Origin of the sequence: Pseudomonas sp. B26(2017) (assembly GCF_002113045.1) — a bacterium.
In the GTDB taxonomy this organism is placed as follows: Bacteria; Pseudomonadota; Gammaproteobacteria; order Pseudomonadales; family Pseudomonadaceae; genus Aquipseudomonas.
Map to the genome: position 1 here is coordinate 81,747 of NZ_NEJJ01000016.1, position 20,476 is coordinate 102,222.

At 62.3% G+C, this 20,476-nt stretch carries 18 protein-coding genes; 7 read left to right on the forward strand and 11 right to left on the reverse strand.

Annotated elements, in window-relative coordinates:
* Positions 1-72: 72 nt before the first annotated feature.
* The 10 genes from catC to CAF79_RS22415 all read right to left on the reverse strand — a co-directional run bounded on the left by catC (position 73) and on the right by CAF79_RS22415 (position 9,838).
* Entirely contained in the window at positions 73-363 is a 291-nt protein-coding gene (catC, locus tag CAF79_RS22370) for a muconolactone Delta-isomerase (protein ID WP_085700343.1), read from the reverse strand.
* Between the two features lie 18 nt (positions 364-381).
* Entirely contained in the window at positions 382-1,503 is a 1,122-nt protein-coding gene (locus CAF79_RS22375; RefSeq protein ID WP_085700344.1) for a muconate cycloisomerase family protein, read from the reverse strand.
* 22 nt (positions 1,504-1,525) lie between these two features.
* Positions 1,526-2,287 (reverse strand): 1,6-dihydroxycyclohexa-2,4-diene-1-carboxylate dehydrogenase, encoded by a 762-nt coding sequence (locus CAF79_RS22380; protein WP_085700345.1) that lies wholly within the window; start codon positions 2,285-2,287, stop codon positions 1,526-1,528.
* Between the two features lie 27 nt (positions 2,288-2,314).
* Positions 2,315-3,322: a benzoate 1,2-dioxygenase electron transfer component BenC gene (benC, locus tag CAF79_RS22385; protein ID WP_085700346.1), complete on the reverse strand. Its 1,008-nt coding sequence runs from the start codon at positions 3,320-3,322 to the stop codon at positions 2,315-2,317.
* A gap of 46 nt (positions 3,323-3,368) precedes the next feature.
* On the reverse strand, positions 3,369-3,857 hold the full coding sequence (gene benB, locus CAF79_RS22390) for a benzoate 1,2-dioxygenase small subunit (protein ID WP_011333747.1): 489 nt from the start codon (positions 3,855-3,857) through the stop codon (positions 3,369-3,371).
* Positions 3,857-5,212, reverse strand: a complete 1,356-nt coding sequence (gene benA / locus CAF79_RS22395; protein WP_085700347.1) for a benzoate 1,2-dioxygenase large subunit — start codon at positions 5,210-5,212, stop codon at positions 3,857-3,859. Before benA ends, benB begins: the two co-directional genes overlap by 1 nt.
* 141 nt (positions 5,213-5,353) lie before the next feature.
* Entirely contained in the window at positions 5,354-6,310 is a 957-nt protein-coding gene (locus tag CAF79_RS22400) for an AraC family transcriptional regulator (protein ID WP_085700348.1), read from the reverse strand.
* Positions 6,311-6,458: 148 nt separating this feature from the next.
* Entirely contained in the window at positions 6,459-8,585 is a 2,127-nt protein-coding gene (locus CAF79_RS22405) for a TonB-dependent receptor domain-containing protein (RefSeq protein ID WP_085700349.1), read from the reverse strand.
* A 142-nt stretch (positions 8,586-8,727) separates the two neighbouring features.
* Entirely contained in the window at positions 8,728-9,009 is a 282-nt protein-coding gene (locus tag CAF79_RS22410) for a hypothetical protein (protein ID WP_085700350.1), read from the reverse strand.
* 58 nt (positions 9,010-9,067) lie between these two features.
* Positions 9,068-9,838 (reverse strand): AraC family transcriptional regulator, encoded by a 771-nt coding sequence (locus tag CAF79_RS22415; RefSeq protein ID WP_085700351.1) that lies wholly within the window; start codon positions 9,836-9,838, stop codon positions 9,068-9,070.
* A gap of 224 nt (positions 9,839-10,062) precedes the next feature.
* Between CAF79_RS22415 and CAF79_RS22420 the strand changes: the two genes are divergently transcribed.
* The 5 genes from CAF79_RS22420 to CAF79_RS22440 all read left to right on the forward strand — a co-directional run bounded on the left by CAF79_RS22420 (position 10,063) and on the right by CAF79_RS22440 (position 16,571).
* Positions 10,063-11,694 carry an APC family permease gene (locus CAF79_RS22420; protein WP_085700352.1) on the forward strand — a complete coding sequence of 544 codons (1,632 nt, stop codon included), beginning with the start codon at positions 10,063-10,065 and terminating at the stop codon, positions 11,692-11,694.
* 22 nt (positions 11,695-11,716) lie between these two features.
* Positions 11,717-12,643, forward strand: a complete 927-nt coding sequence (locus CAF79_RS22425; RefSeq protein WP_085700353.1) for a 4-hydroxyproline epimerase — start codon at positions 11,717-11,719, stop codon at positions 12,641-12,643.
* A gap of 55 nt (positions 12,644-12,698) precedes the next feature.
* Positions 12,699-13,646, forward strand: a complete 948-nt coding sequence (locus CAF79_RS22430) for a dihydrodipicolinate synthase family protein (protein ID WP_085700354.1) — start codon at positions 12,699-12,701, stop codon at positions 13,644-13,646.
* An 80-nt stretch (positions 13,647-13,726) separates the two neighbouring features.
* The gene (locus tag CAF79_RS22435) at positions 13,727-15,319 is read left to right on the forward strand and encodes an aldehyde dehydrogenase (NADP(+)) (RefSeq protein ID WP_085700355.1); all 1,593 of its coding nucleotides are present in this window, start codon (positions 13,727-13,729) and stop codon (positions 15,317-15,319) included.
* Positions 15,309-16,571 (forward strand): FAD-binding oxidoreductase, encoded by a 1,263-nt coding sequence (locus tag CAF79_RS22440; RefSeq protein WP_085700356.1) that lies wholly within the window; start codon positions 15,309-15,311, stop codon positions 16,569-16,571. The genes CAF79_RS22435 and CAF79_RS22440 overlap by 11 nt, the downstream gene beginning before the upstream one ends.
* 8 nt (positions 16,572-16,579) lie before the next feature.
* Here CAF79_RS22440 and CAF79_RS22445 read toward each other — a convergent pair whose 3' ends face one another.
* A complete protein-coding gene (locus CAF79_RS22445) occupies positions 16,580-17,755 on the reverse strand; it encodes a XylR family transcriptional regulator (protein WP_085700357.1) in 1,176 nt (391 codons plus the stop codon).
* Between the two features lie 204 nt (positions 17,756-17,959).
* On the opposite strand from CAF79_RS22445, the gene xylA reads away from it, so the two are divergent.
* Both xylA and xylF read left to right on the forward strand, forming a co-directional pair.
* Positions 17,960-19,276, forward strand: coding sequence for a xylose isomerase (gene xylA / locus CAF79_RS22450; RefSeq protein WP_085700358.1), 1,317 nt, complete (start codon positions 17,960-17,962; stop codon positions 19,274-19,276).
* 142 nt (positions 19,277-19,418) lie between these two features.
* A complete protein-coding gene (xylF, locus tag CAF79_RS22455) occupies positions 19,419-20,420 on the forward strand; it encodes a D-xylose ABC transporter substrate-binding protein (RefSeq protein WP_085700359.1) in 1,002 nt (333 codons plus the stop codon).
* Positions 20,421-20,476: the final 56 nt, after the last annotated feature.

Genomic DNA, 20,476 nt, shown 5'->3' on the forward strand with positions numbered 1-20,476 from the left:
CATCTTGTTGTTGTGTTTACTCAGCTCTCTCGGATCAACCACAGGTTTCAGCGGTGGATTCATTTTTTGGGCTCAGCGGTCGTCGGCGTGGATCGACGAGGGATGGCGGCAGAGGCCGTCGATTTCGATTTCCATGTAGGGAAACAGCGGCAGCAGCATCAGGGTGTTGTGCAAGGCTTCGACGCTCGGGACGTCGAACACGCTGTAATTGGCGTAGTGCCCGGCGATGCGCCAGAGGTGGCGCCACTGGCCTTCGCGTTGCAGGCGCTGGGCGAGTTCCTTCTCGTCGGCCTTGAGCCGGGTGGCAACGGCCGGGTCCATGTCGGCGGGCAACTTCACGGTCATTTTTACGTGGAACAGCATGGCGTTCTCCTTGGGGAATCAGTGCCGGCGAAAACGCGCCAGACGCTCTTCATCCAGCGTCAGGCCCAGGCCCGGGGTGCGTGGAATGTGCAGGTGGAAGTCGCGGTATTGCGGGCACTCGGTGACGATGTCTTCGGTCAGCAACAGCGGGCCGAACAGCTCGGTGTCCCAGGTCAGTTGCCTGAGGGTGAGGAAAGCGTGGGCCGAGGCCAAAGTGCCGACGGAACCCTCAAGCATCGTGCCGCCGTACAAGGCGATGCCGGCGGCTTCGGCGATTTGCGCGGTGCGCAACACGGCGCGCGGGCCACCGTTCTTGGCAATTTTCAGGGCGAATACGCTGGCGGCGCCGTCGGCGGCGAGGCTGAACGCGTCCTCGACGCTTTCAATCGATTCGTCGGCCATGATCGGCGCCGGGCTGCGCTGGTTCAGGCGAATCTGCCCGGAGCGGTTGACCCGCGAGATCGGCTGTTCGATCAGGTCGATGCCGTTGTCGCCAAGCACCTGACAGCCACGAATCGCCTGCGACTCGTCCCAGTACTGGTTGACGTCGACCCGCACACTGGCGCGCTCGCCCAGGGCTTTTTTGATCGCCACGACGTGTTTGAGATCCTGCTCCAGCGGGTTGGCGCCGATCTTCAACTTGAAGATCCGGTGCCGCCGCGCTTCCAGCATTTGTTCGGCTTCGGCGATATCGCGGACGGTGTCGCCGCTGGCCAGGGTCCAGGCCACTTCGAGGCTGTCGCGGACCCGGCCACCGAGCAGTTCGCTTACGGGCAGGCCGAGGCGTTTGCCTTGGGCGTCGAGCAAAGCGCTCTCGATGCCGGACTTGGCGAAGGTGTTGCCCTTGGCGATCTTGTCGAGTTTCTGCATCGCGGCGTTGATGTTGTCTGCGTCCATGCCGATCAGCGCCGGCGCCAGGTGCGCGTCGATGTTGGCCTTGATGCTTTCCGGGCTTTCGTAGCCGTAGGCCAGGCCGCCGATGGTGGTGGCCTCGCCGATGCCTTCGATACCGTCGCTGCAACGCAGGCGCAGGATCACCAGCGTCTGGTTCTGCATCGTGTGCATCGCCAGTTTGTGCGGGCGGATGGTTGGCAGGTCGACGATGATCGCCGACAGGTTTTCAATCAGGATCCGGTTCATTTCAGTGTCCATTCAAGCGTGATCAACCGAGGTCACCGCCGCCGACCGGCAGGGTCACGCCGGTGATGTAGGAGGCGTCGTCCGAGGCGAGAAACAGGATCGCGCCGACCTGTTCATCAATGGTTCCGTAGCGTTTCATCAGGCTGCTATCGAGGGTTTGCGCGACGATTTCCTGGTACCAGGCCTGTTCCTGCGCGGACTGTTCGGCGGTGTTGCGCGGAATGCGCCGGGGCGGCGCTTCGGTGCCGCCGGGCGCGGTGGCGTTGACCCGGATCCCGCGCTCGGCATTCTCGAAGGCCAGGCAGGCTGTGAGCGCATTGATCCCGCCCTTCGCCGCGCCGTAGGGGACGCGGTTCAGGCTGCGGGTCGCGATCGACGACACATTGACGATCGCGCCGCGTCCCTGCTTGAGCATGTATGGCAACGCGGCGTGGCAGCACCACAGCGTCGGGAACAACGAGCGGCGCACTTCGGCCTCGATCTGCTCGACTTCGTAATGCTCGAACGGCTTGGCCCAAATGGTGCCGCCGACGTTATTGACCAGCACATCCAGACGCCCGAACGCATCGATGGCGGCGCTCATCACCCGGGCGCAATCGGTGTATTGCTCAAGGTCGGCGGTCAGCGACAGCACGCCCTCGCCTTGCAGCTCGTGAACCAGCCCGGAGCGGTCGACGGCAATGACCTGCGCGCCCTCCTCCAGCAAGCGCTCGCACACCCGGCGACCGATGCCCTGCGCCGCGCCGGTGACCAGCGCGACCTTGTTGGCGAATCTGTTGTTCATGACAACCTCGCAATTCAGAAAGAAGACTCAGGCTGCCGCGAATTTCTCGTAGTAGAAGTTCGCCGGCGTGATGCCCTGCTCGCGGATGTACTGGCTGACCGCCTCGACCATGGGCGGCGGGCCGCACAGGTACACGTCGACATCGCCTTCGTTGAGGTGGCGCGGCTCGATGTGCTGGGTGACGTAGCCCTTGAGCGGGTGCTGGCTCTGCGGATTGGCCACGCAGGCGCCGAAGCTGAAATTCGGAATCCGCGCAGCGAAGGCTTCGAGGCGGTCGAGTTCCACCAGATCGAAATCGTTGGTCACGCCGTAGATCAGGTGAACCGGGTGCTCGCTGCCCTGCTCGGCGATCTTCTCCAACATCGCCGTGAATGGCGCCAGCCCGGTGCCGCCGGCCAACAGCAACAGCGGCCGCTTGATCTCGCGCAGGTAGAAACTGCCCAGCGGCCCGGCCAGATTCAGGCTGTCGCCAGCCTTGGCCAGCCCGGTCAGGAAACTGCTCATCAAGCCGCCGGGGACATTGCGGATCAGGAAACTGACCTCGCCGTTCTTCTGCAACGAGCTGAAGGAATAGGCGCGCGATTGCTCGCTGCCCGGCACTTGCAGGTTGACGTATTGCCCCGGCAGGAATGCCAGTTTGCTCAGGGACTCACCCTTGAGCGACAGCGCGATGGTGCTTTCGGAGAGCTGACGAACATCGCTGATCGCCGCCTGATAACTCGCCTGCCCGGTCTTGCAGACCTGCGAGCCCACCGGCACCCGCACCACGCAATCGCTTTCGGCGCGCATCTGGCAAGTCAGAACGTAACCCTGGGCCAGTTCGTCATCACTCAAGGCGTCTTCGATGAAGTTGTCGCCCATGTCGTATCGCCCGGCCTCGGCGAAACACTTGCAGGTGCCGCAGGCGCCGTCGCGGCAGTCCAGCGGAATGTTGATGCCCTGGCGGTAGGCCGCGTCGGCAACGGTTTCGCGGCCCGAGGCCTCGATGAAACGGGTGATCCCGTCTTCGAAATTCAGTGCGATCTGGAAACTCATGGTGCACCTCGCTCACAGCGTCGAGCCCGGCTCGCCGCCGTCTCGATCAGATGTGATAGATGTCGATGACCTGACGGACGTAATCGTTCTTCAGCACGACTTTCTTGGCCTTGATCAGCGGCTGTTCGCCGCGCAGGTCGAGGGTGTAGAAGCTGGTGCCGAAGTAACTGTCGGTGACCTGATAACGAAAGCTCAGGGTGTGCCAGTTGAAGCGCACCTGACATTGGCCTTCGCCCTGCTCGACGATCTCGATGTTGCTGAGGTTGTGCGAGGTGCGGGTGTCGGGAATCGTTGCGCTGGAGCGCTCGGTCTTGATCCGGAATACCCGGTCTTCGAGGCCGCCACGGTTGCCGTACCAGATCAGCGAGATTTCGCTTTGCGGGTCTTCGGTCAGGGTGTCGTGGTCGTCCCAGGCCGGCATCCAGAAACTGGCGTCGGCGGCGTAGAGTTCCAGCCACTGGTCCCACTGGCCGTCGTCCAGATAGCGCGCCTCGCGGTAGAGGAAATCGCGCACGGTGTCGTAGAGATTGCTCATCACACAGCCTCCACGGGAATCAGATCCGGCTCGGTCGAAGCAGCCTTGAGCATGGTTTCCTGCCAGTACTTGTGTTGCAGCACGAACAGGCCTTCGTCCTCGGTGCGCATGCCGGACAGCAAGGGCTTGAGGTCGATTTCCTCGGCCGCCGCGTCCGCGCCTTCAACCCAATGCGTCGCGCCACGGGACATATCGTTCCAGCCGCGCCCGGCGCCGTAGCCGGTCTGACACGAGCGGAACTCTTCGAGGTCATCCGGGGTGGCCATGCCGCTGACGTTGAAGAAGTCTTCGTACTGGCGGATGCGTTTGGCTCGGGCCTCTGCGCTCTCGCCTTTGGGGGCGATGCAGTAGATGGTGATCTCGGTCTTGTCGACGGAAATCGGCCGGGCGATGCGGATCTGTGAGCTGAACTGATCCATCAGGTACACGTTGGGGTACAGGCACAGGTTGCGCGAGTTCTCGATCATCCAGTCGGCGCGGGCCTGGCCGAAGTCCCGCGCCAGCTCATCACGGCGCTCGTAGGCCGGACGATCCTCGGGGTTGGCCCAGCGGGTCCAGAGCAGCAGATGGCCGTGGTCGAACGAGTAGAAACCGCCGCCCTTTTTCGCCCAGCTGCCGGCGCTCATGGTCTTGATTTCTTCACCGGCGTCGCGCTGCTGACGCTGATTCTGAGTAGCGGCGTAGTTCCAGTGCACGGAGCTGACGTGATAGCCATCGGCACCATTTTCGGCGGTGAGTTTCCAGTTGCCTTCGTAGATATAGGAACTGGAACCGCGCAGCACTTCCAGGCCCTCGGGGGACTGATCGACGATCATGTCGATGATCTTGGCCGACTCGCCCAGATGCTCGGCAAGCGACTTCACATTGGCATTCAGGCTGCCGAACAGAAAGCCGCGATAGGATTCGAAACGCGCGACTTTGGTCAGGTCGTGAGAGCCTTCGCAGTTGAAGCCTTCGGGATAGCCGGCTTCGCTTGGGTCCTTGACCTTGAGCAGTTTGCCGCTGTTGTTGAACGTCCAGCCGTGGAACGGGCAGGTATAGCTGGAACGGTTGCCGGACTTGTGCCGGCACAACATAGCGCCGCGATGGCTGCACGCATTGAGAAAGGCATTCAGCTCACCGGCCTTGTTGCGGGCGATGAACACGGGTTGGCGACCCATGGTGGTGGTCAGAAAATCGTTGGCGTTGGGGATCTGGCTTTCGTGGGCGAGGTAGATCCAGTTGCCTTCGAAGATGTGCGCCATCTCCAGTTCAAACAGCCGCGGATCGGTGAACATTTCCCGTTTGCAGCGGTAGGCACCCTTCTCGGGGTCCTCTTCAAGCATGGCATTGAGGTAGTCGATTCCCAGGGACATGGCCGGGGCCTCCATTGTTATTGTTCAGGCCAGGCCAGATTAGGGAGGCAACGCGGGCGGCAATATCCGAATCCTGCAGAGCGCTATCCGTTTTGTGCAGGACGGCGCGGCAGGTGCTTCAGATTGTTTCGGGGCGGGGATTCAGTGACGGCGTTTGAAGGTCACGGACGGCAATTCGCCGAACTGTTGGCGATAGCTTTCGGAGAACCGGCCGAGGTGCAGGAAGCCGTAGTCCAGCGCCAGTTCGGTGAGGTTGCGCACCGGACAGCTCGGGTCGCTTAGGCAGGCATGAATGCGTGCCAGCTTGCGCTGGCGGATGTATTGCATCGGGGTCACGCCGAGCTGGCGTTCGAACAGCGCGTACAGGGAACGCGGGCTCATGTTCGCCTGGGCCGCCAGGTGTTCGGCGGGCAGATCCCGCTTCAGGTTGCGTTCGATGTAGTCGAGGATGCGTTCAAAACTGACGCTCGGCGAACTCAGGCATTCACGGCTGACGTTGGTGTTCATCAGCGAAATCAGTTTGCTGCCGACGATCTGCGCGTAATGCTCCTGCACCCGCAGCAACGGGTCGCTGGCCTCGGCTTCCTGGCAGATCATGCCCAGCAGGTGGGTAAACCCTTCCAGCTCGTCGAGCCGGTAATGATTGCGCAGAAACCGGATGCCGCCGGCAGGATGCAGCCAGCGCTGCTCGTCGCACACCGACTCCAGCACGCTGACCGGCACCTTGAGGATGAATTTCTCGCAATCGTCGGAATAAGTCAGGTCGACCGGATCGTCCGGGTTGATCAACAGCAATTCGCCCGGCACCAGATGATGCTCACGCTGGTGCCCGCGCCACAGGCAGTTGCCTTGCAGCAGGACTTGCAGGTGATACACGGTTTCCAGCGCCAGCGACGTCACGCGAACGCTGCCGCCATAGCTGATGCGGCACAGATCGAGGTCGGCGAGTTTGCGGTGGTTGAGGCTGGCTTGCGGGTGGGTGGTTTTGGACAGGCCGATGAAATGCTGGCCGACGTGCTGGTTCACATAGTCGGAGACGGCATACGGGTCAGCGTGGCGAAACACGCTGCTGCGGTCGCTCAGCAGGCGGCTGTCCATGGGCAAGGCACTCGATCTTGTCGTTATGGTGATGGTCACGGTTTGCGCCATCACCGGTCACAGTACGCCGGCGTGCCGGATCGGGCAATTGGACGAAGGTTTGGCTGTCCGGTGATCGAACGATTTCAATCACCGCGCTCTCGTCGGATCAAAGCAGACTCCACGACACCCCGACATACATCGCCATGCCCTCGCCCGGCGTGGAGCGTGCGGCGTCCAGTCCTTTATCGTCATAGCCCGGCGTAACGGTTGCGGCGTAGTGCTTGTCGGTCAGGTTGCGCATGTCCAGCCAGGTCTGCCAGTCGCCTTTGGGTGCGTTGTAGCCCAGCGTCGCGCCGAAGGTGGCGTAAGGATCGGCGTAGTAACTGTTGGCGTAATCCACTGCGGTTTTCGAGACCAGTTGCGTGTTGACCGCCGCGAAGAAGCCCTGCGGGAAGTCGTAGCGCAGTTCGCCCTGGTAGTAATGCATCGGCAGGCCCGGCAGGCGGTTGTCGCCGAAGCGATCGTCGTCGCGGTAGTGGAAGTCGCTGAAGGTGTAGGCCTGGCGCAGGCTCAACTTGCCGCCATCGTTCGATGTCCACAGATTGCTGTTGAGGCTGGCTTCAATACCTTGGTGCACGGTCGGGCTGGCGTTGAGTTCGTAAGGCGTGGTGGCGTTGGCGTCCGGCAACACCGAAAGCAATTCGTGGCGCACCTGGGCGTAGTACCACGCCAGGCTCCATTCGCCGAGCGTGCTGTCGCCACGGCCGCCAAGTTCCAGGGTGGTCGCGGTCTGGTTCTGCAGTTTGACCGGATCGCGCTGGGTGCCGGTGGCGGCGCCGCTGCCGGCCGGGAACCGCACGTTGGAGCTGTAGATCAGCGACCACGGATGCGGCGCTTCGACCGAGCGGCTGAGGTTGCCGAACAGTTGCAGGTCCGGCGTCACCTGATAGCGCAGGCCCAGACGGGGCGCGTAGTCCCAGTCACCGAGGCTGGTCTTGCCGCCACCTTCGGGATAGGTCACGGCGCTTTCGCGGCGGGTGTAGATCGCGGCGAGGCCGGTGGTCAGCCACAGGTCGTCGGCGATTTCCAGGTCGTTGCCCACGTGCAGGACAGAATCCGAACCCTGATAAGTGAAGTTGCGCATGTGAGTGCCCGGCGCATAGCTGGCGGTGTTGCCGGTGGGAATTCGCACCCGTTCGCTGGCACCGTCGTTGGGCAGGTGTTTGGTCACCCGCAGGCCCACGGTGCTGTTGCTCTCCATGCCCCAGAGCGTGTCGCGGCGCTTGTAGTCGAACGTGCCGCTGACATCGGTGTACGCGACCTTCAAGCGGTTCGGGCCTTCGCGCAGGTCCATCGGGTAATCGTGATAAACCAGACCGGTCTGGATACTCGAATCGTCATCGATGTAGTACGTGGTCTTGTTGCCGATGAAGGTGCTGCCGGGCTGATCGCGGCTGTCGTTGCGCGTCACGTAGGCCGGGTTGGCCGCGCGTGGATCATGTTCGATGGAATGTTTGGTCACCCGGCCGGCGAGGTCGTTGTCGGTCTCGCGGTGACGGATGTAGAAGCGGGTTTCCAGATTCGGATTGAAGCGATAACCGAAGTTGGCGATCACGCCCTGGCTCTTGCTCGCGGTGTGATCCTGATAACCGTCGGAATGCGCGTCGGTCATCGACAGGTAGTAATCGAAATCGCCCAGCACCTGACCGGAGCTGACTTGTCGCTGGGCATAACCGTGGCTGCCCATGACGTAGCGCACATTCAGCAGCGGTGCGTTATAGCCGGTGTGGCTGACGTAATCGACGGCTCCGCCGAGCGCCAGCGCACCGCGATCAAAACCGTTGGCGCCGCGCAGCACTTCTACATGGTCGAGCCACAGCGGCTCCAGCAATTCGTAAGGCGTGCCGCCGGGACCGGTAAGCGGCAGGCCGTCGAGCATCGTGTACAGCCCTGACGCGTGAGCACCGGGAGCGCGGTTGATGCCCGAGCCACGGATCGAAATCTTCGTCCCTTCGTTGCCCGCCGACTGGGCATAGACACCCGGCTGGTACGCCAGCACGTCCTGATTGCTGGCAACCCGGCCCTGTAATGGCTGGCGCATATCGACCACGTTGCTGCCACCCGGCACCTGGGCCAGACGAGCCTTCGCCTCCTCCACCGACGCATCCTCACCGCTCTGATCCTCGGCCCCGATCAGCACTTGCCCCAGCTCCAGTCCCTGGGATTGCGCCTTGACCGGACAGACAAGGGCCAGCCCCAGCAAGGCAGCGGGCAGGGTTTTGAGCGAAGGCATCGAGAGAACTCCAGACAGGCGGGAACGGACAGTGACAACTGCGACGTATGAAAGAACGAAGGAAACACATGGCGATTTGGTTTTTTATCAGGTGCTCAGGCCGCTGAACTGCCCGTTGGAGCTTCGTGAAACCCGCCCCCCGTCAATTCCTGCATTTGGCCAACACCACCTGACAGGTGTCCGGCGTTCCTCCGGAACGTCCGGCGTAACGCATGCAGTTGGCCATGGATTTTTGCCGGGCCATGTTCAGGCTGGAGCCCCAGGCCAGACCACCCTCCCCGACCGTCGGCAACGCCTTGGCGTAACAGCTGTCGCCAACACCTGATGGCGGATAGTGCGTTCTGTTCGAGCATCCCGAAGCCAGCATCACGCTGAAGGCGATCAAGAGCCACGACGAGCAGTGAAGCGCGACTGTTCTGCTCATCCCGTTTCCCCCTCGAAAGACGACCGCGATCCGTTGAGTCTAGTCGCTGCGTCCGTATTCACTGGGCGGTCGCCTGTCGATACTGACGCGGTGTGAACCCGGTCGAAGCCTTGAATTGGCGAGTGAAAGCGCTGTGATCGGTGTAACCGCATTGCAGCGCCACCTCGGTGATCGGCAGGTCGGTGTGCAACAACCGATGGGCCTGTTCCAGCCGCACTTTCTGGATCATCTGCCGAGGCGTCAGGTGGAACACCCGTTTGCAGTAACGCTCCAGTTGCGCCACCGAAATACCGGCGATCCGGGTCAGTTCGCCCAAAGTGACACGCCGATTGAAATGCGCGCGGATGTGTTCGTCGACCGCCGCCAGACGCTGAAACGCCGGGTGGGTTTCGCTGGCCGATTGCAGATCCACCGAAATCCCCGCCAGACCGATGATCTCGCCGTCACGGTTGTACAGCGGACGCTTGTGCGTCAGGCACCAGCCCGGTTCGCGACTGCCGTACAGGTGCAGTTCCAGCTGATCCTCCAGCACGAATCCCTCCTCCAGCACCCGCCGATCCTGCTCGGTGTAACCCGGCCCCAATTGCGCCGGAAATACCTGCGCGCTGGTTTTGCCGAGCAAGGGTTTCAGGTCTTTCAGCCCGCAGCGCTGCACCAGTGTGCGGTTGGCCAGGACGTAACGCGCCTGCACATCCTTGATGAAGATCGCCGCGTTGGGGATCACGTCGAGCATCGGCAACAGCGGTGCCACCCCCGCCAGCAGTGCCTCGAGGGTGTGCGGACGATTGTGTTCATCGCCCTGGCACAGGATCGCAAATGCGTTCTGCATGGTGACGGTTTTCCCCGGTGAGTGGATCGGGCTGAGGTGTTCGCGTGCAGATTGCAGCAACGTTTCAGGCGTGTCGAGCGCCGCGGACTTTCTTCGCAACTGTGCCGATTTCGTCATCCGCAGCTGCGCAAAACATCAATCGCCCGACGCCTGATGAGTTCACTGTTTAGCCGTTCCAGTGACTTCACACCTGCCTATCCAATAACTCACAAGAAGGCGATGCCATGTCAGGCCAAGGCAAGTTCAAAAAACAACTTTCATTGATCGACCTCACCTTTATCGGGCTGGGGGCGATCTTCGGTTCCGGCTGGTTGTTCGCGGCCAGTCACGTGTCGGCGATTGCCGGGCCGGCGGGGATTTTTTCCTGGTTGCTGGGCGGGTTTGCCGTGTTGCTGCTGGGCATCGTCTACTGCGAACTGGGCGCTGCGCTGCCCCGGGCCGGCGGTGTGGTGCGTTACCCGGTTTACAGCCACGGGCCGTTGCTCGGTTACCTGATGGGTTTTATTACGCTGATCGCGTTTTCCAGTCTGGTGGCGATCGAGGTGGTTGCTTCGCGCCAATACGCAGCGGCGTGGTTTCCCGGCCTGACCAAGGCCGGCAGCGGAGATCCGACCCTGCTCGGCTGGCTGGTGCAGTTCGGCCTGCTCTGCGTGTTCTTCCTGCTCAACTACCGCAGCGTAAAAACCTTCGCCAAGGCCAACAATTTGGTCAGCGTGTTCAAGTTCATCGTGCCGCTGCTGGTGATCGGCGTGCTGTTCACCTTCTTCAAACCGGAGAATTTTCAGGTTCAAGGTTTCGCCCCTTTCGGGCTCTCGGGCATCGAGATGGCCGTCTCCGCCGGCGGCGTGATCTTCGCCTACCTCGGCCTGACCCCGATCATCTCGGTGGCCAGCGAAGTGAAGAATCCCCAGCGCACCATTCCGATTGCGCTGATCCTGTCGGTGCTGCTCTCCACCGCGATCTACGTGTTGCTGCAAACCGCCTTTCTCGGCGGCATCCCGACCGAACTGCTCGCCAATGGCTGGGCCGGGGTTTCCAAGGAATTCGCCCTGCCGTACCGCGACATCGCCCTGGCGCTGGGCGTGGGCTGGCTGGCGTATCTGGTGGTCGCCGACGCAGTGATCTCCCCCAGCGGCTGCGGCAACATCTACATGAACGCCACGCCTCGGGTGATCTACGGCTGGGCGCAGACCGGCACGTTCTTCAAGGTTTTCACCCACATCGACGCGAAGTCCGGCATCCCGCGTCCGGCGCTGTGGCTGACCTTTGCCCTGTCGGTGTTCTGGACCCTGCCGTTCCCGTCCTGGGAAGCGCTGATCAACGTGGTGTCCGCCGCGCTGGTGCTCAGCTACGCCGTGGCGCCGGTGTCCGTGGCTGCGCTGCGTCGCAATGCGCCTGATATGCCGCGCCCGTTCCGGGTCAAGAGCATGGGCGTGCTGGGGCCGGTGTCGTTCATCATCGCTGCGCTGATCGTTTACTGGTCGGGCTGGAACACCGTGTCCTGGCTGCTTGGCCTGCAAATCCTGATGTTCGTCGTCTACCTGCTCTGCGGCCGCTTCGTGCCGACCGCCCACCTCAGCCTGTCCCGACAAGTGCGCTCGTCCGCGTGGCTGATCGCCTTCTACGCCGTGACCATCGTCCTGTCGAAACTCGGCACCTTCGGCGGCCTGGGCATCCTCACCCATCCGTTCGACACCCTGGTCGTCGCGGCCTGTGCGATGGGCATCTATTACTGGGGCGCCGCCACCGGCGTACCGGCACACCTGCTGCGTCTGGAGTCCGAAGAGGATGAGAGCGAAGTCGCTTCGACGTCCCCAGCCTCCGCCGCCAACCCGCGCACTGCCGGCGCTTACTGAAATCACTCAACGGGACCTGTCCATGAAACGAGTACATGTCATTGATTCCCACACCGGCGGCGAACCCACGCGCCTGGTGATGAAGGGTTTTCCCGAGCTGTCCGGCCGCACCATGGCCGAGAAGCGCGACGCCCTGCGCAACCAGCATGACCAGTGGCGCCGCGCCTGCCTGCTGGAACCGCGCGGCAACGATGTGCTGGTGGGCGCGCTGTATTGCGAGCCGGTGTCGCCGGACGCCACCTGCGGGGTGATCTTCTTCAACAACGCCGGTTACCTCGGCATGTGCGGCCACGGCACCATCGGCCTCGTTGCATCGCTGCAACATCTGGGGCTGATCGCGCCGGGCGTGCACAAGATCGACACCCCGGTCGGCCCGGTCAGTGCCACGTTGCATGAAGACGGCGCAGTGACGCTCGGCAACGTGCCCGCCTATCGCTCGCAAAAACAGGTGGCGGTGGAAGTGCCGGGATACGGCCGCTTCCTCGGTGATGTGGCCTACGGCGGCAACTGGTTTTTCCTGGTCTCCGAACACGGCCAGACGCTGACGATGGACAACGTCGAAACCCTCACCGACCTCACCTGGAAAATGCTCAAGGCCCTGGAAGACCAAGGCATCCATGGCGAGGACGGCGCGCTCATCGATCACATCGAACTGTTCGCCGATGACGCCGAGGCCGACAGCCGCAACTTCGTCATGTGCCCCGGCAAAGCCTACGACCGCTCCCCTTGCGGCACCGGCACCAGCGCCAAACTGGCGTGTCTGGCCGCCGACGAAAAACTCGCGCCGGGAGAGCGCTGGGTGCAAGCGAGCATCACCGGCAGCCAGTTCGAAGGCCGCTTTGAATGGGAAGGCGAGCGCATCCGCCCCTACATTACCGGCCGCGCCCACATGACTGCCGACAGCACATTGCTGATCGACGAGACCGATCCGTTTGCGTGGGGCATCTGAGCCGCTGCGCTGTTGTTTCAATCCCATCCGAATGACCGTTCCAAGGAGAACAATAATGAGCGACAACATCTTCACCGGCTGCATGCCCGCCCTGATGACCCCGTGCACCGCCGCGCGCAAACCGGACTTCGATGCCTTGGTGGCCAAGGGTCGCGAGCTGATCGACATCGGTATGAGCGCGGTCGTGTATTGCGGCTCCATGGGCGACTGGCCGCTGCTCACCGAAGCCGAGCGTCAGGAAGGCGTGGCGCGACTGGTGGCCGCCGGCATTCCGACCATCGTCGGCACCGGCGCGGTCAACACCCGTGAAGCGGTGTCCCACGCCGCCCATGCGGCGAAAGTCGGCGCACAGGGTTTGATGGTGATTCCTCGAGTGCTGTCCCGCGGCGCTTCGGCGGCAGCGCAAAAAGCCCACTTCGCGGCGATTCTGCAAGCCGCACCGAACCTGCCGGCAGTGATCTACAACAGCCCTTACTACGGCTTTGCCACCCGCGCCGACCTGTTCTTCGAACTGCGCCGTGAATACCCGAACCTGATCGGCTTCAAGGAATTCGGCGGTGGCGCCGACCTGCGCTACGCCGCTGAAAACATCACTTCCAAGGACGATGACGTGACCTTGATGGTCGGTGTCGACACTCAAGTGGTGCACGGCTTCGTCAACTGCAACGCCACCGGCGCCATCACCGGCATCGGCAATGCCCTGCCCCGGGAAGTGCTGCAACTGGTGGCCCTGAGCAAGCAGGCGGCCAAGGGCGACGCCAAGGCCCGACGCCAGGCGCGCGAGCTGGAATCGGCGCTGGCGGTACTGTCGTCCTTCGACGAAGGCACGGATCTGGTGCTGTATTACAAACACCTGATGGTGCTCAACGGCGACAAGGAATACACCCTGCATTTCAATGAAACCGATGCGCTCAGCGATTCGCAGCGTCATTACGCAGAAGCGCAGTACACGCTGTTCCGTCACTGGTACGAAAACTGGTCGGCGGAACAGAACTTCGCCTGACCTGCCGCTGCGCTCAAGCCCGCCGCCAACCACGGCGGCGGGCCTTATTCGTGACCTGCTCTATTGATAAGGAATGCGCCATGACCCTGACGGGCCAACTGCTGATCGGTCAGCAAACCCTCACCGGCGACCGCGACGTCATCCACGGGATCAACCCCGCTACCAACACGCCTTTGCAACCGGCCTACGCCGGCGGCTCTGCCGAACATGTAGAGCAGGCCTGCGCCCTGGCCTGGGCGGCGCTCGACCGTTATCGCGAGACAACGCTCGAGGCGCGGGCCGAATTCATTGAATCCATCGCGAGCGAAATCGAAGCCTTGGGCGACGAACTGATCGACCGCGCCATGGCCGAAACCGGCCTGCCGCGACCGCGCCTGCTGGGCGAACAGGGCCGCACCTGCCAGCAACTGCGGCTGTTTGCCCGCACCGTGCGGGCCGGTGAATGGCTGGATGTGCGAGTCGACAACGCGCAACCGGAGCGCCAGCCGATGCGGCGTTCGGATCTGCGTCAGCGGCAGATTCCCTTGGGCCCGGTGGCGGTGTTTGGCGCGAGCAACTTTCCACTGGCGTTTTCCGTGGCCGGTGGCGATACCGCTTCGGCGCTGGCTGCTGGCTGCCCGGTGATCGTCAAGGCCCACGGCGCCCATCCCGGCACCAGCGAACTGGTCGGCCGCGCCGTGGCACGGGCAGTCAAGGCCTGTGGTTTGCCGGAAGGTGTGTTCTCGTTGCTGTACGGCTCGGGCCGTGAAGTCGGGATTGCACTGGTCAGCGATCCACGGATCAAGGCGGTCGGCTTCACCGGTTCGCGCAGTGGCGGCCTCGCGCTGATCAAAGCGGCTCAAGCCCGGCCCGAGCCGATTCCGGTGTATGCGGAAATGAGTTCGATCAATCCGGTGTTGCTGTTTCCGGCAGCGCTGCAGAATCGCGCCGAAGCCTTGGCCCAGGGTTTTGCTGCATCGCTGACCTTGGGTGCCGGTCAGTTCTGCACCAATCCCGGTCTGGTCATCGCCCGCAAGGGGCCGGCGCTGGACGCCTTCATTGGCGCCACCGCCGAACTGATCCAGCGCAGCCCCGCGCAGACCATGCTGACGCCGGGGATCTTCAATGCCTACGAATCCAGTGTGAATGCCTTCGCGGAAAATGCCCGGGCGCGCATTGCCGCGGTCGGCCAGCGAGCCACCGATCCGAATCAGGGCCAGGCCCATGTGTTCGTCACCGATGCCGCCGACTTCCTCGCCGATCATTCGTTGCAGGCCGAAGCCTTTGGCGCCGCTTCGTTGATCGTGCAATGCGCCAGCGACGCTGAAATCCATCAGTTACTCGAACAGCTGGAAGGTCAGCTGACCGCCACGCTGCACCTGGATCACGAAGATCTTGAACAGGCCCGCACATTGCTGCCAATCCTGGAGCGCAAGGCCGGACGGCTGCTGGTCAACGGCTGGCCGACCGGGGTCGAAGTCTGCGATGCGATGGTGCATGGCGGGCCATTCCCGGCGACCTCCGATTCGCGTACCACATCGGTGGGCACCGCCGCGATCCTGCGTTTCCTGCGCCCGGTCTGTTATCAGGATTTCCCCGACAGCCTGCTGCCAACCGCGCTCAAACACGCCAATCCACTGTCGCTGCGCCGTTTGCTCGATGGCCAAAGGGAAACCGCGAAAAATGCCGAATAACCCGCACGACATCGCCGTGGTCGGCGCCGGCATCATCGGCGTCGCCAGCGCCCTGCGCCTGGCTCGTCAGGGCTTGCGGGTGGTGGTGATCGACCCGCAGGATCCCGGCCACGGCGCCTCGTTCGGCAACGCCGGGCACCTGGCGACCGAGCAAGTGTTTCCGATTGCCGACAGTTCGATCCTCAAACGCCTGCCGGCCATGCTAATGGATCCGATGGGCCCGCTGCGCCTCGACTGGAAATACCTGCCCCGCGCGCTGCCCTGGTTTGCGCGGCTGCTGCTGAACCTGCGCTCGGCGCCGTTCCAGCGCACCGTTGCCGGGTTGCGCGCGCTCAATGAAAGCTCGCTCGACGCCTGGCAGCGCTTGCTCAATGACATTCAGCGTCCCGAGCTGTTGAAGATGGAAGGTTCGCTGCTGGTGTTCGAACGCCCCGACTCACGTCCGACCCTCGAAGCCTTGCAGCGCCGCATGCAACAGCAACAGGTGCCGGTCGATTGGTGGCAGGCCGGTGCGGTACGCGAGATCGCGCCGCAACTCAGCGAACAGATTCAGGGCGGGCTGTTTTTTCCGAACACCGGGCATTTCATCGATCCTTACCGCGTCGTTCATGAGTTGGTCGAGGCGGCGAAAGCCCTCGGCGTGCAGTTTGTGAAACAGGCGGTTCAGGGCGGGCAACTGCACGAGCATGGCGTCAACTTGATGACCGGAAGCGGCGCGCTGTCCGCTCGCCAGGTACTGATCGCCTGCGGCGCCCACTCGGCCAGACTCACCGCCGCACTGACCGGCAAAAAAGTCCCGTTGGACACCGAGCGCGGCTATCACCTGATGCTGCCTCACGAACACAACCGGCTGCCCTTCCCCGTCACCTCGCTCGAACGCAAGTTCATCATGACCCCGATGTCCGACGGGCTGCGCCTGGCCGGCACCGTTGAATTTGCCGGCCTCGAAGCCCCGCCGACCATGGCCCGCGCCTGGCAGTTGCATCGGTTGAGCAAGGGCTTGTTTCGTGAGGAATTGAGTGTCGAGGCGGCCACGCCGTGGATGGGGTTCCGGCCGTCGCTGCCTGATTCGTTGCCGGTAATTGATCGGGTGTGTGACGGGAGGGTGTTGCTTGCGTTCGGGCATCAGCATCTGGGGCTGACGCAGGCGGCGGTGACGGCGGAGATGATTGGGGGGATGGTTTTGCCGTCGGCGCAGAAGACGGCTCCTATTCTTGCGTCGAGCGAGCCCTATCGGCTGGATCGCTTTTGAGTGGCCGTCTATCGGGCGCCCTGCTGATATTCCCGGGGCGTACAACCGAACTCTCGGCGAAACACCGTGTGCAGGTACTGCGCGGATTTGAAACCGCACGTGCGGGCAACGTCCGCAATTGCCGTGTCGGACTTTTCCAGCCCGCGAGTGGCCGCCGCCAGTTTGAAACGCAGAATCTCGTCATGCACGCTACAACCGCGCACCGTGCGAAAGTGCGACTCCAGCGAGGAACGCGACACACCGACATACGCCGCCACTTGCGCGGTCTTGATGCCCTGGCAGGCATATTGACGGATAAACAGCAGCGCCTGCATGACGTAAGGGTTGCCCAAAGGTTGATGCAGGCTCGACACCTGCACGTTGATCGCTTCAGGCGGGATCAGGAAATGTTCGCCCGTTGACGGCTTGCCGTGCAGCATCTGGTGCAGCAGTTGCGCGGCGGTGCGGCCCATGGTTTCGGTGCCCTGGATCACCGAACTCAGGGGAACCCGGGTCAGGCTGCGGGTCAGCGGGTCGTTGTCGATGCCGATCAACGCCACCTGCTCCGGAACGGCGATGCCGGCGGTCAAGCAGGCTTGCAACAACTGCCGGGCGCGAGCGTCACTGACCGCGATGATGCCAATGGGTTTGGGCAGGCTTTGCAGCCAGGCGATCAGCTGTTCGACGGCGCTGTCCCACAGCGGCGCACTGGTGCCCATGCCGCGATAGACCTCGGCGTGCAAGCCGTCCCGCTGCATCAATCGGAGAAAAGCCTTTTCGCGCTCCTGGGCCCATCGATTGGCCTGCGCCTCAGGCAGGCTGAAGCAAGCGAATCGCTGCAGCCCGGCCTCGATCAGGTGTTCATAAGCCAGCGTGATCAACGCGTTATTGTCGGTCGCGACGTACGGAATCCCTTTGGGATAGGCCCGCTCATCCTGATAAGAACCGCCCACCGCCACCACGGGCAACTTGATGTCGGCCAGCGCCTCGCCAATCAGCGGATCGTCGAAGTCGGCAATGATCCCGTCACCCTGCCAGCGCTCGATGCCTTTCAAGCGGCAGAGAAAGTCCTCTTCCAGGAACAGATCCCAGGACGCGCGCGTGCTGCTCAGGTAGTTGCCGATGCCGCTGATGATGCCGCGGTCATAGATCTTGCTCCCGTTGAACAACAGGGCGATGCGGTGAACAGGCGGTACGGTTTTCATTGTTTTTATGCTTGTGCCGGGCCTCTTGCCGTTGAGGCGGTCTGCACAGACTAGGCGCGCCGAAGGTGAATCTCAATACGCAAAATCGCACTCGGTGTTGGTGATTTTCGTAATCGGCAGGCACAGGGCCGTTGCTAGTATCGGGACACGCCCCCCCCACAACAACAACCAAGAACAACAACCAAGAACAACAGGACATTGCCAATGCCGTACTTCCCCGATGTCGACCGGATTCGCTACGAAGGTCCTGCCAGCGATTCTCCCCTGGCCTTCCGTCACTACGACGCCGACAAGATCATCCTCGGCAAGCCCATGCGCGAACACCTGCGCATGGCTGCCTGTTATTGGCACACCTTTGTCTGGCCGGGCTCCGATGTGTTCGGTGCCGGGACGTTCAAGCGCCCGTGGCAACATGCCGGTGACCCGATGGAAATCGCCATTGGCAAGGCTGAGGCCGCGTTCGAGTTTTTCTCCAAGCTGGGTATCGATTACTACTGCTTTCATGACACGGATGTCGCCCCCGAAGGCAATTCGCTGAAGGAGTACCGCAACCACTTCGCACAGATGGTCGATCACCTGGAACGCCATCAGGAAGAAAGCGGGATCAAGCTGCTGTGGGGCACCGCCAACTGCTTCAGCAATCCGCGCTTTGCCGCCGGTGCCGCCAGCAACCCGGATCCTGAAGTGTTCGCTTGCGCAGCTGCCCAGGTCTTCAGCGCCATGAACGCGACTCAACGCCTCAAGGGCTCCAACTATGTGTTGTGGGGCGGTCGCGAAGGCTATGAAACCCTGCTAAACACCGACTTGAAACGTGAGCGCGAACAACTGGGTCGCTTCATGCGCATGGTGGTCGAGCACAAGTACAAGATCGGCTTCAAAGGCGACCTGCTGATCGAACCCAAACCGCAGGAGCCGACCAAGCACCAGTACGATTACGACAGCGCCACGGTGTTCGGTTTTCTCCAGCAGTTCGGTCTGGAAAAGGAAATCAAGGTCAACATCGAGGCCAACCACGCGACCCTGGCCGGCCACAGCTTTCATCACGAGGTGGCGACGGCCGTCTCGCTGGGGATTTTCGGCAGCATCGACGCCAACCGGGGCGATCCGCAAAACGGCTGGGACACCGATCAATTCCCCAACAGCGTCGAGGAAATGACCCTGGTCACCTATGAAATCCTCAAGGCCGGCGGGTTCGGCAATGGCGGGTTCAACTTCGACTCCAAGGTGCGCCGCCAGAGCCTCGACGAAGTCGATCTGTTTCACGGTCACGTCGGCGCCATGGACGTGCTCGCCCAGTCGCTCGAGCGAGCCGCCGCCATGGTCCAGAACGATCAGCTTCAGCGGCTCAAGGACCAACGCTATGCCGGCTGGCAGCAGCCATTCGGCCAGTCGGTGCTGGCGGGTGAGTTCAATCTCCAGTCACTGGCCGAGCACGCCTTCGCCAACGAACTGAACCCGCAGGCCGTCAGCGGCCGGCAGGAAATGCTTGAAAACGTCGTCAATCGTTTCATCTATCGCTGATCGCCCACGAGGACTACGGGCGCTGTGACATTTGCGCGACAAATCTGTAGTCCGTTGTGTCTGCTGATTCTCTACAGTTCCACCAGCCCGATATTCATCGTCAGGCCGTGTCTTTCAAACAAAAATAAAAGGACGCACCACCATGAAGAACGTAAAACGCACGCTGTTTGCCGGCGCCCTGGCGTTGCTTTCGCTGCCGGTTATGGCCGACGCTGCCCACCCGAAAATCGGCTTCTCCATCGATGACCTGCGGCTGGAACGCTGGTCCCGTGACCGGGATTACTTCGTTGCGGCAGCGGAGAAAATGGACGCCAAGGTCTTCGTGCAGTCGGCCGATGCCAACGAGCAAAAGCAGATTTCGCAAATCGAAAACCTCATTTCCCGTGGCGTCGATGTCATCGTCATCGTGCCGTTCAACGCCACCGTGCTGACCAATGCGGTAGCCGAAGCGAAGAAGGCCGGGATCAAGGTCGTGTCCTATGACCGCCTGATACTCAACGCCGATATCGACGCCTACATCTCCTTCGATAACGAAAAGGTCGGCGAAATGCAGGCCAGCGGTGTGCTGCACGCGGCGCCCAAGGGCAATTACTTCCTGCTGGGCGGTGCGCCCACCGACAACAACGCGAAAGTCCTGCGTGAAGGTCAAATGAAAGTGCTGCAACCGGCCATCGACAAGGGCGACATCAAAATCGTCGGCCAGCAATGGGTCAAGGAATGGAACCCTACCGAGGCGCTGAGCATTGTTGAAAACGCCCTGACCCGCAACGACAACAAAATCGACGGTATCGTCGCCTCCAACGACGCCACGGCCGGCGGTGCCATTCAGGCCCTGGCCGCTCAGCAACTGGCCGGCAAGGTGCCGATCTCCGGGCAGGACGCGGACCTGGCAGCGGTCAAGCGAGTGATCTCCGGTACTCAAACCATGACGGTTTACAAACCGCTGAAACTGATTGCCTCCGAAGCCGCCAAGCTCTCGGTGCAACTGGCGCGAAACGAGAAACCCGCCTACAGCTCGCAATACGACAACGGCAGCAAAAAAGTCGACACCATCCTGCTCACCCCGACTCCGTTGACCAAGGACAACATCGACCTGCTGGAACAGGACGGCTTCTACACCAAGGCGCAGATCGCCGGACAGTGACACTTGAGTAATGCCCCGCAGGCGTTCTGCGCCTGCGGGTTCAGTCCTGTATCTGC

Coding starts and splice junctions, on each gene's coding strand:
- catC (WP_085700343.1), bottom strand. CDS start 363: ATGCTGTTCCACGTAAAAATGACCGTGAAGTTGCCCGCCGACATGGAC.
- CAF79_RS22375 (WP_085700344.1), bottom strand. CDS start 1,503: ATGAACCGGATCCTGATTGAAAACCTGTCGGCGATCATCGTCGACCTG.
- CAF79_RS22380 (WP_085700345.1), bottom strand. CDS start 2,287: ATGAACAACAGATTCGCCAACAAGGTCGCGCTGGTCACCGGCGCGGCG.
- benC (WP_085700346.1), bottom strand. CDS start 3,322: ATGAGTTTCCAGATCGCACTGAATTTCGAAGACGGGATCACCCGTTTC.
- benB (WP_011333747.1), bottom strand. CDS start 3,857: ATGAGCAATCTCTACGACACCGTGCGCGATTTCCTCTACCGCGAGGCG.
- benA (WP_085700347.1), bottom strand. CDS start 5,212: ATGTCCCTGGGAATCGACTACCTCAATGCCATGCTTGAAGAGGACCCC.
- CAF79_RS22400 (WP_085700348.1), bottom strand. CDS start 6,310: ATGGACAGCCGCCTGCTGAGCGACCGCAGCAGCGTGTTTCGCCACGCT.
- CAF79_RS22405 (WP_085700349.1), bottom strand. CDS start 8,585: ATGCCTTCGCTCAAAACCCTGCCCGCTGCCTTGCTGGGGCTGGCCCTT.
- CAF79_RS22410 (WP_085700350.1), bottom strand. CDS start 9,009: ATGAGCAGAACAGTCGCGCTTCACTGCTCGTCGTGGCTCTTGATCGCC.
- CAF79_RS22415 (WP_085700351.1), bottom strand. CDS start 9,838: ATGCAGAACGCATTTGCGATCCTGTGCCAGGGCGATGAACACAATCGT.
- CAF79_RS22420 (WP_085700352.1), top strand. CDS start 10,063: ATGTCAGGCCAAGGCAAGTTCAAAAAACAACTTTCATTGATCGACCTC.
- CAF79_RS22425 (WP_085700353.1), top strand. CDS start 11,717: ATGAAACGAGTACATGTCATTGATTCCCACACCGGCGGCGAACCCACG.
- CAF79_RS22430 (WP_085700354.1), top strand. CDS start 12,699: ATGAGCGACAACATCTTCACCGGCTGCATGCCCGCCCTGATGACCCCG.
- CAF79_RS22435 (WP_085700355.1), top strand. CDS start 13,727: ATGACCCTGACGGGCCAACTGCTGATCGGTCAGCAAACCCTCACCGGC.
- CAF79_RS22440 (WP_085700356.1), top strand. CDS start 15,309: ATGCCGAATAACCCGCACGACATCGCCGTGGTCGGCGCCGGCATCATC.
- CAF79_RS22445 (WP_085700357.1), bottom strand. CDS start 17,755: ATGAAAACCGTACCGCCTGTTCACCGCATCGCCCTGTTGTTCAACGGG.
- xylA (WP_085700358.1), top strand. CDS start 17,960: ATGCCGTACTTCCCCGATGTCGACCGGATTCGCTACGAAGGTCCTGCC.
- xylF (WP_085700359.1), top strand. CDS start 19,419: ATGAAGAACGTAAAACGCACGCTGTTTGCCGGCGCCCTGGCGTTGCTT.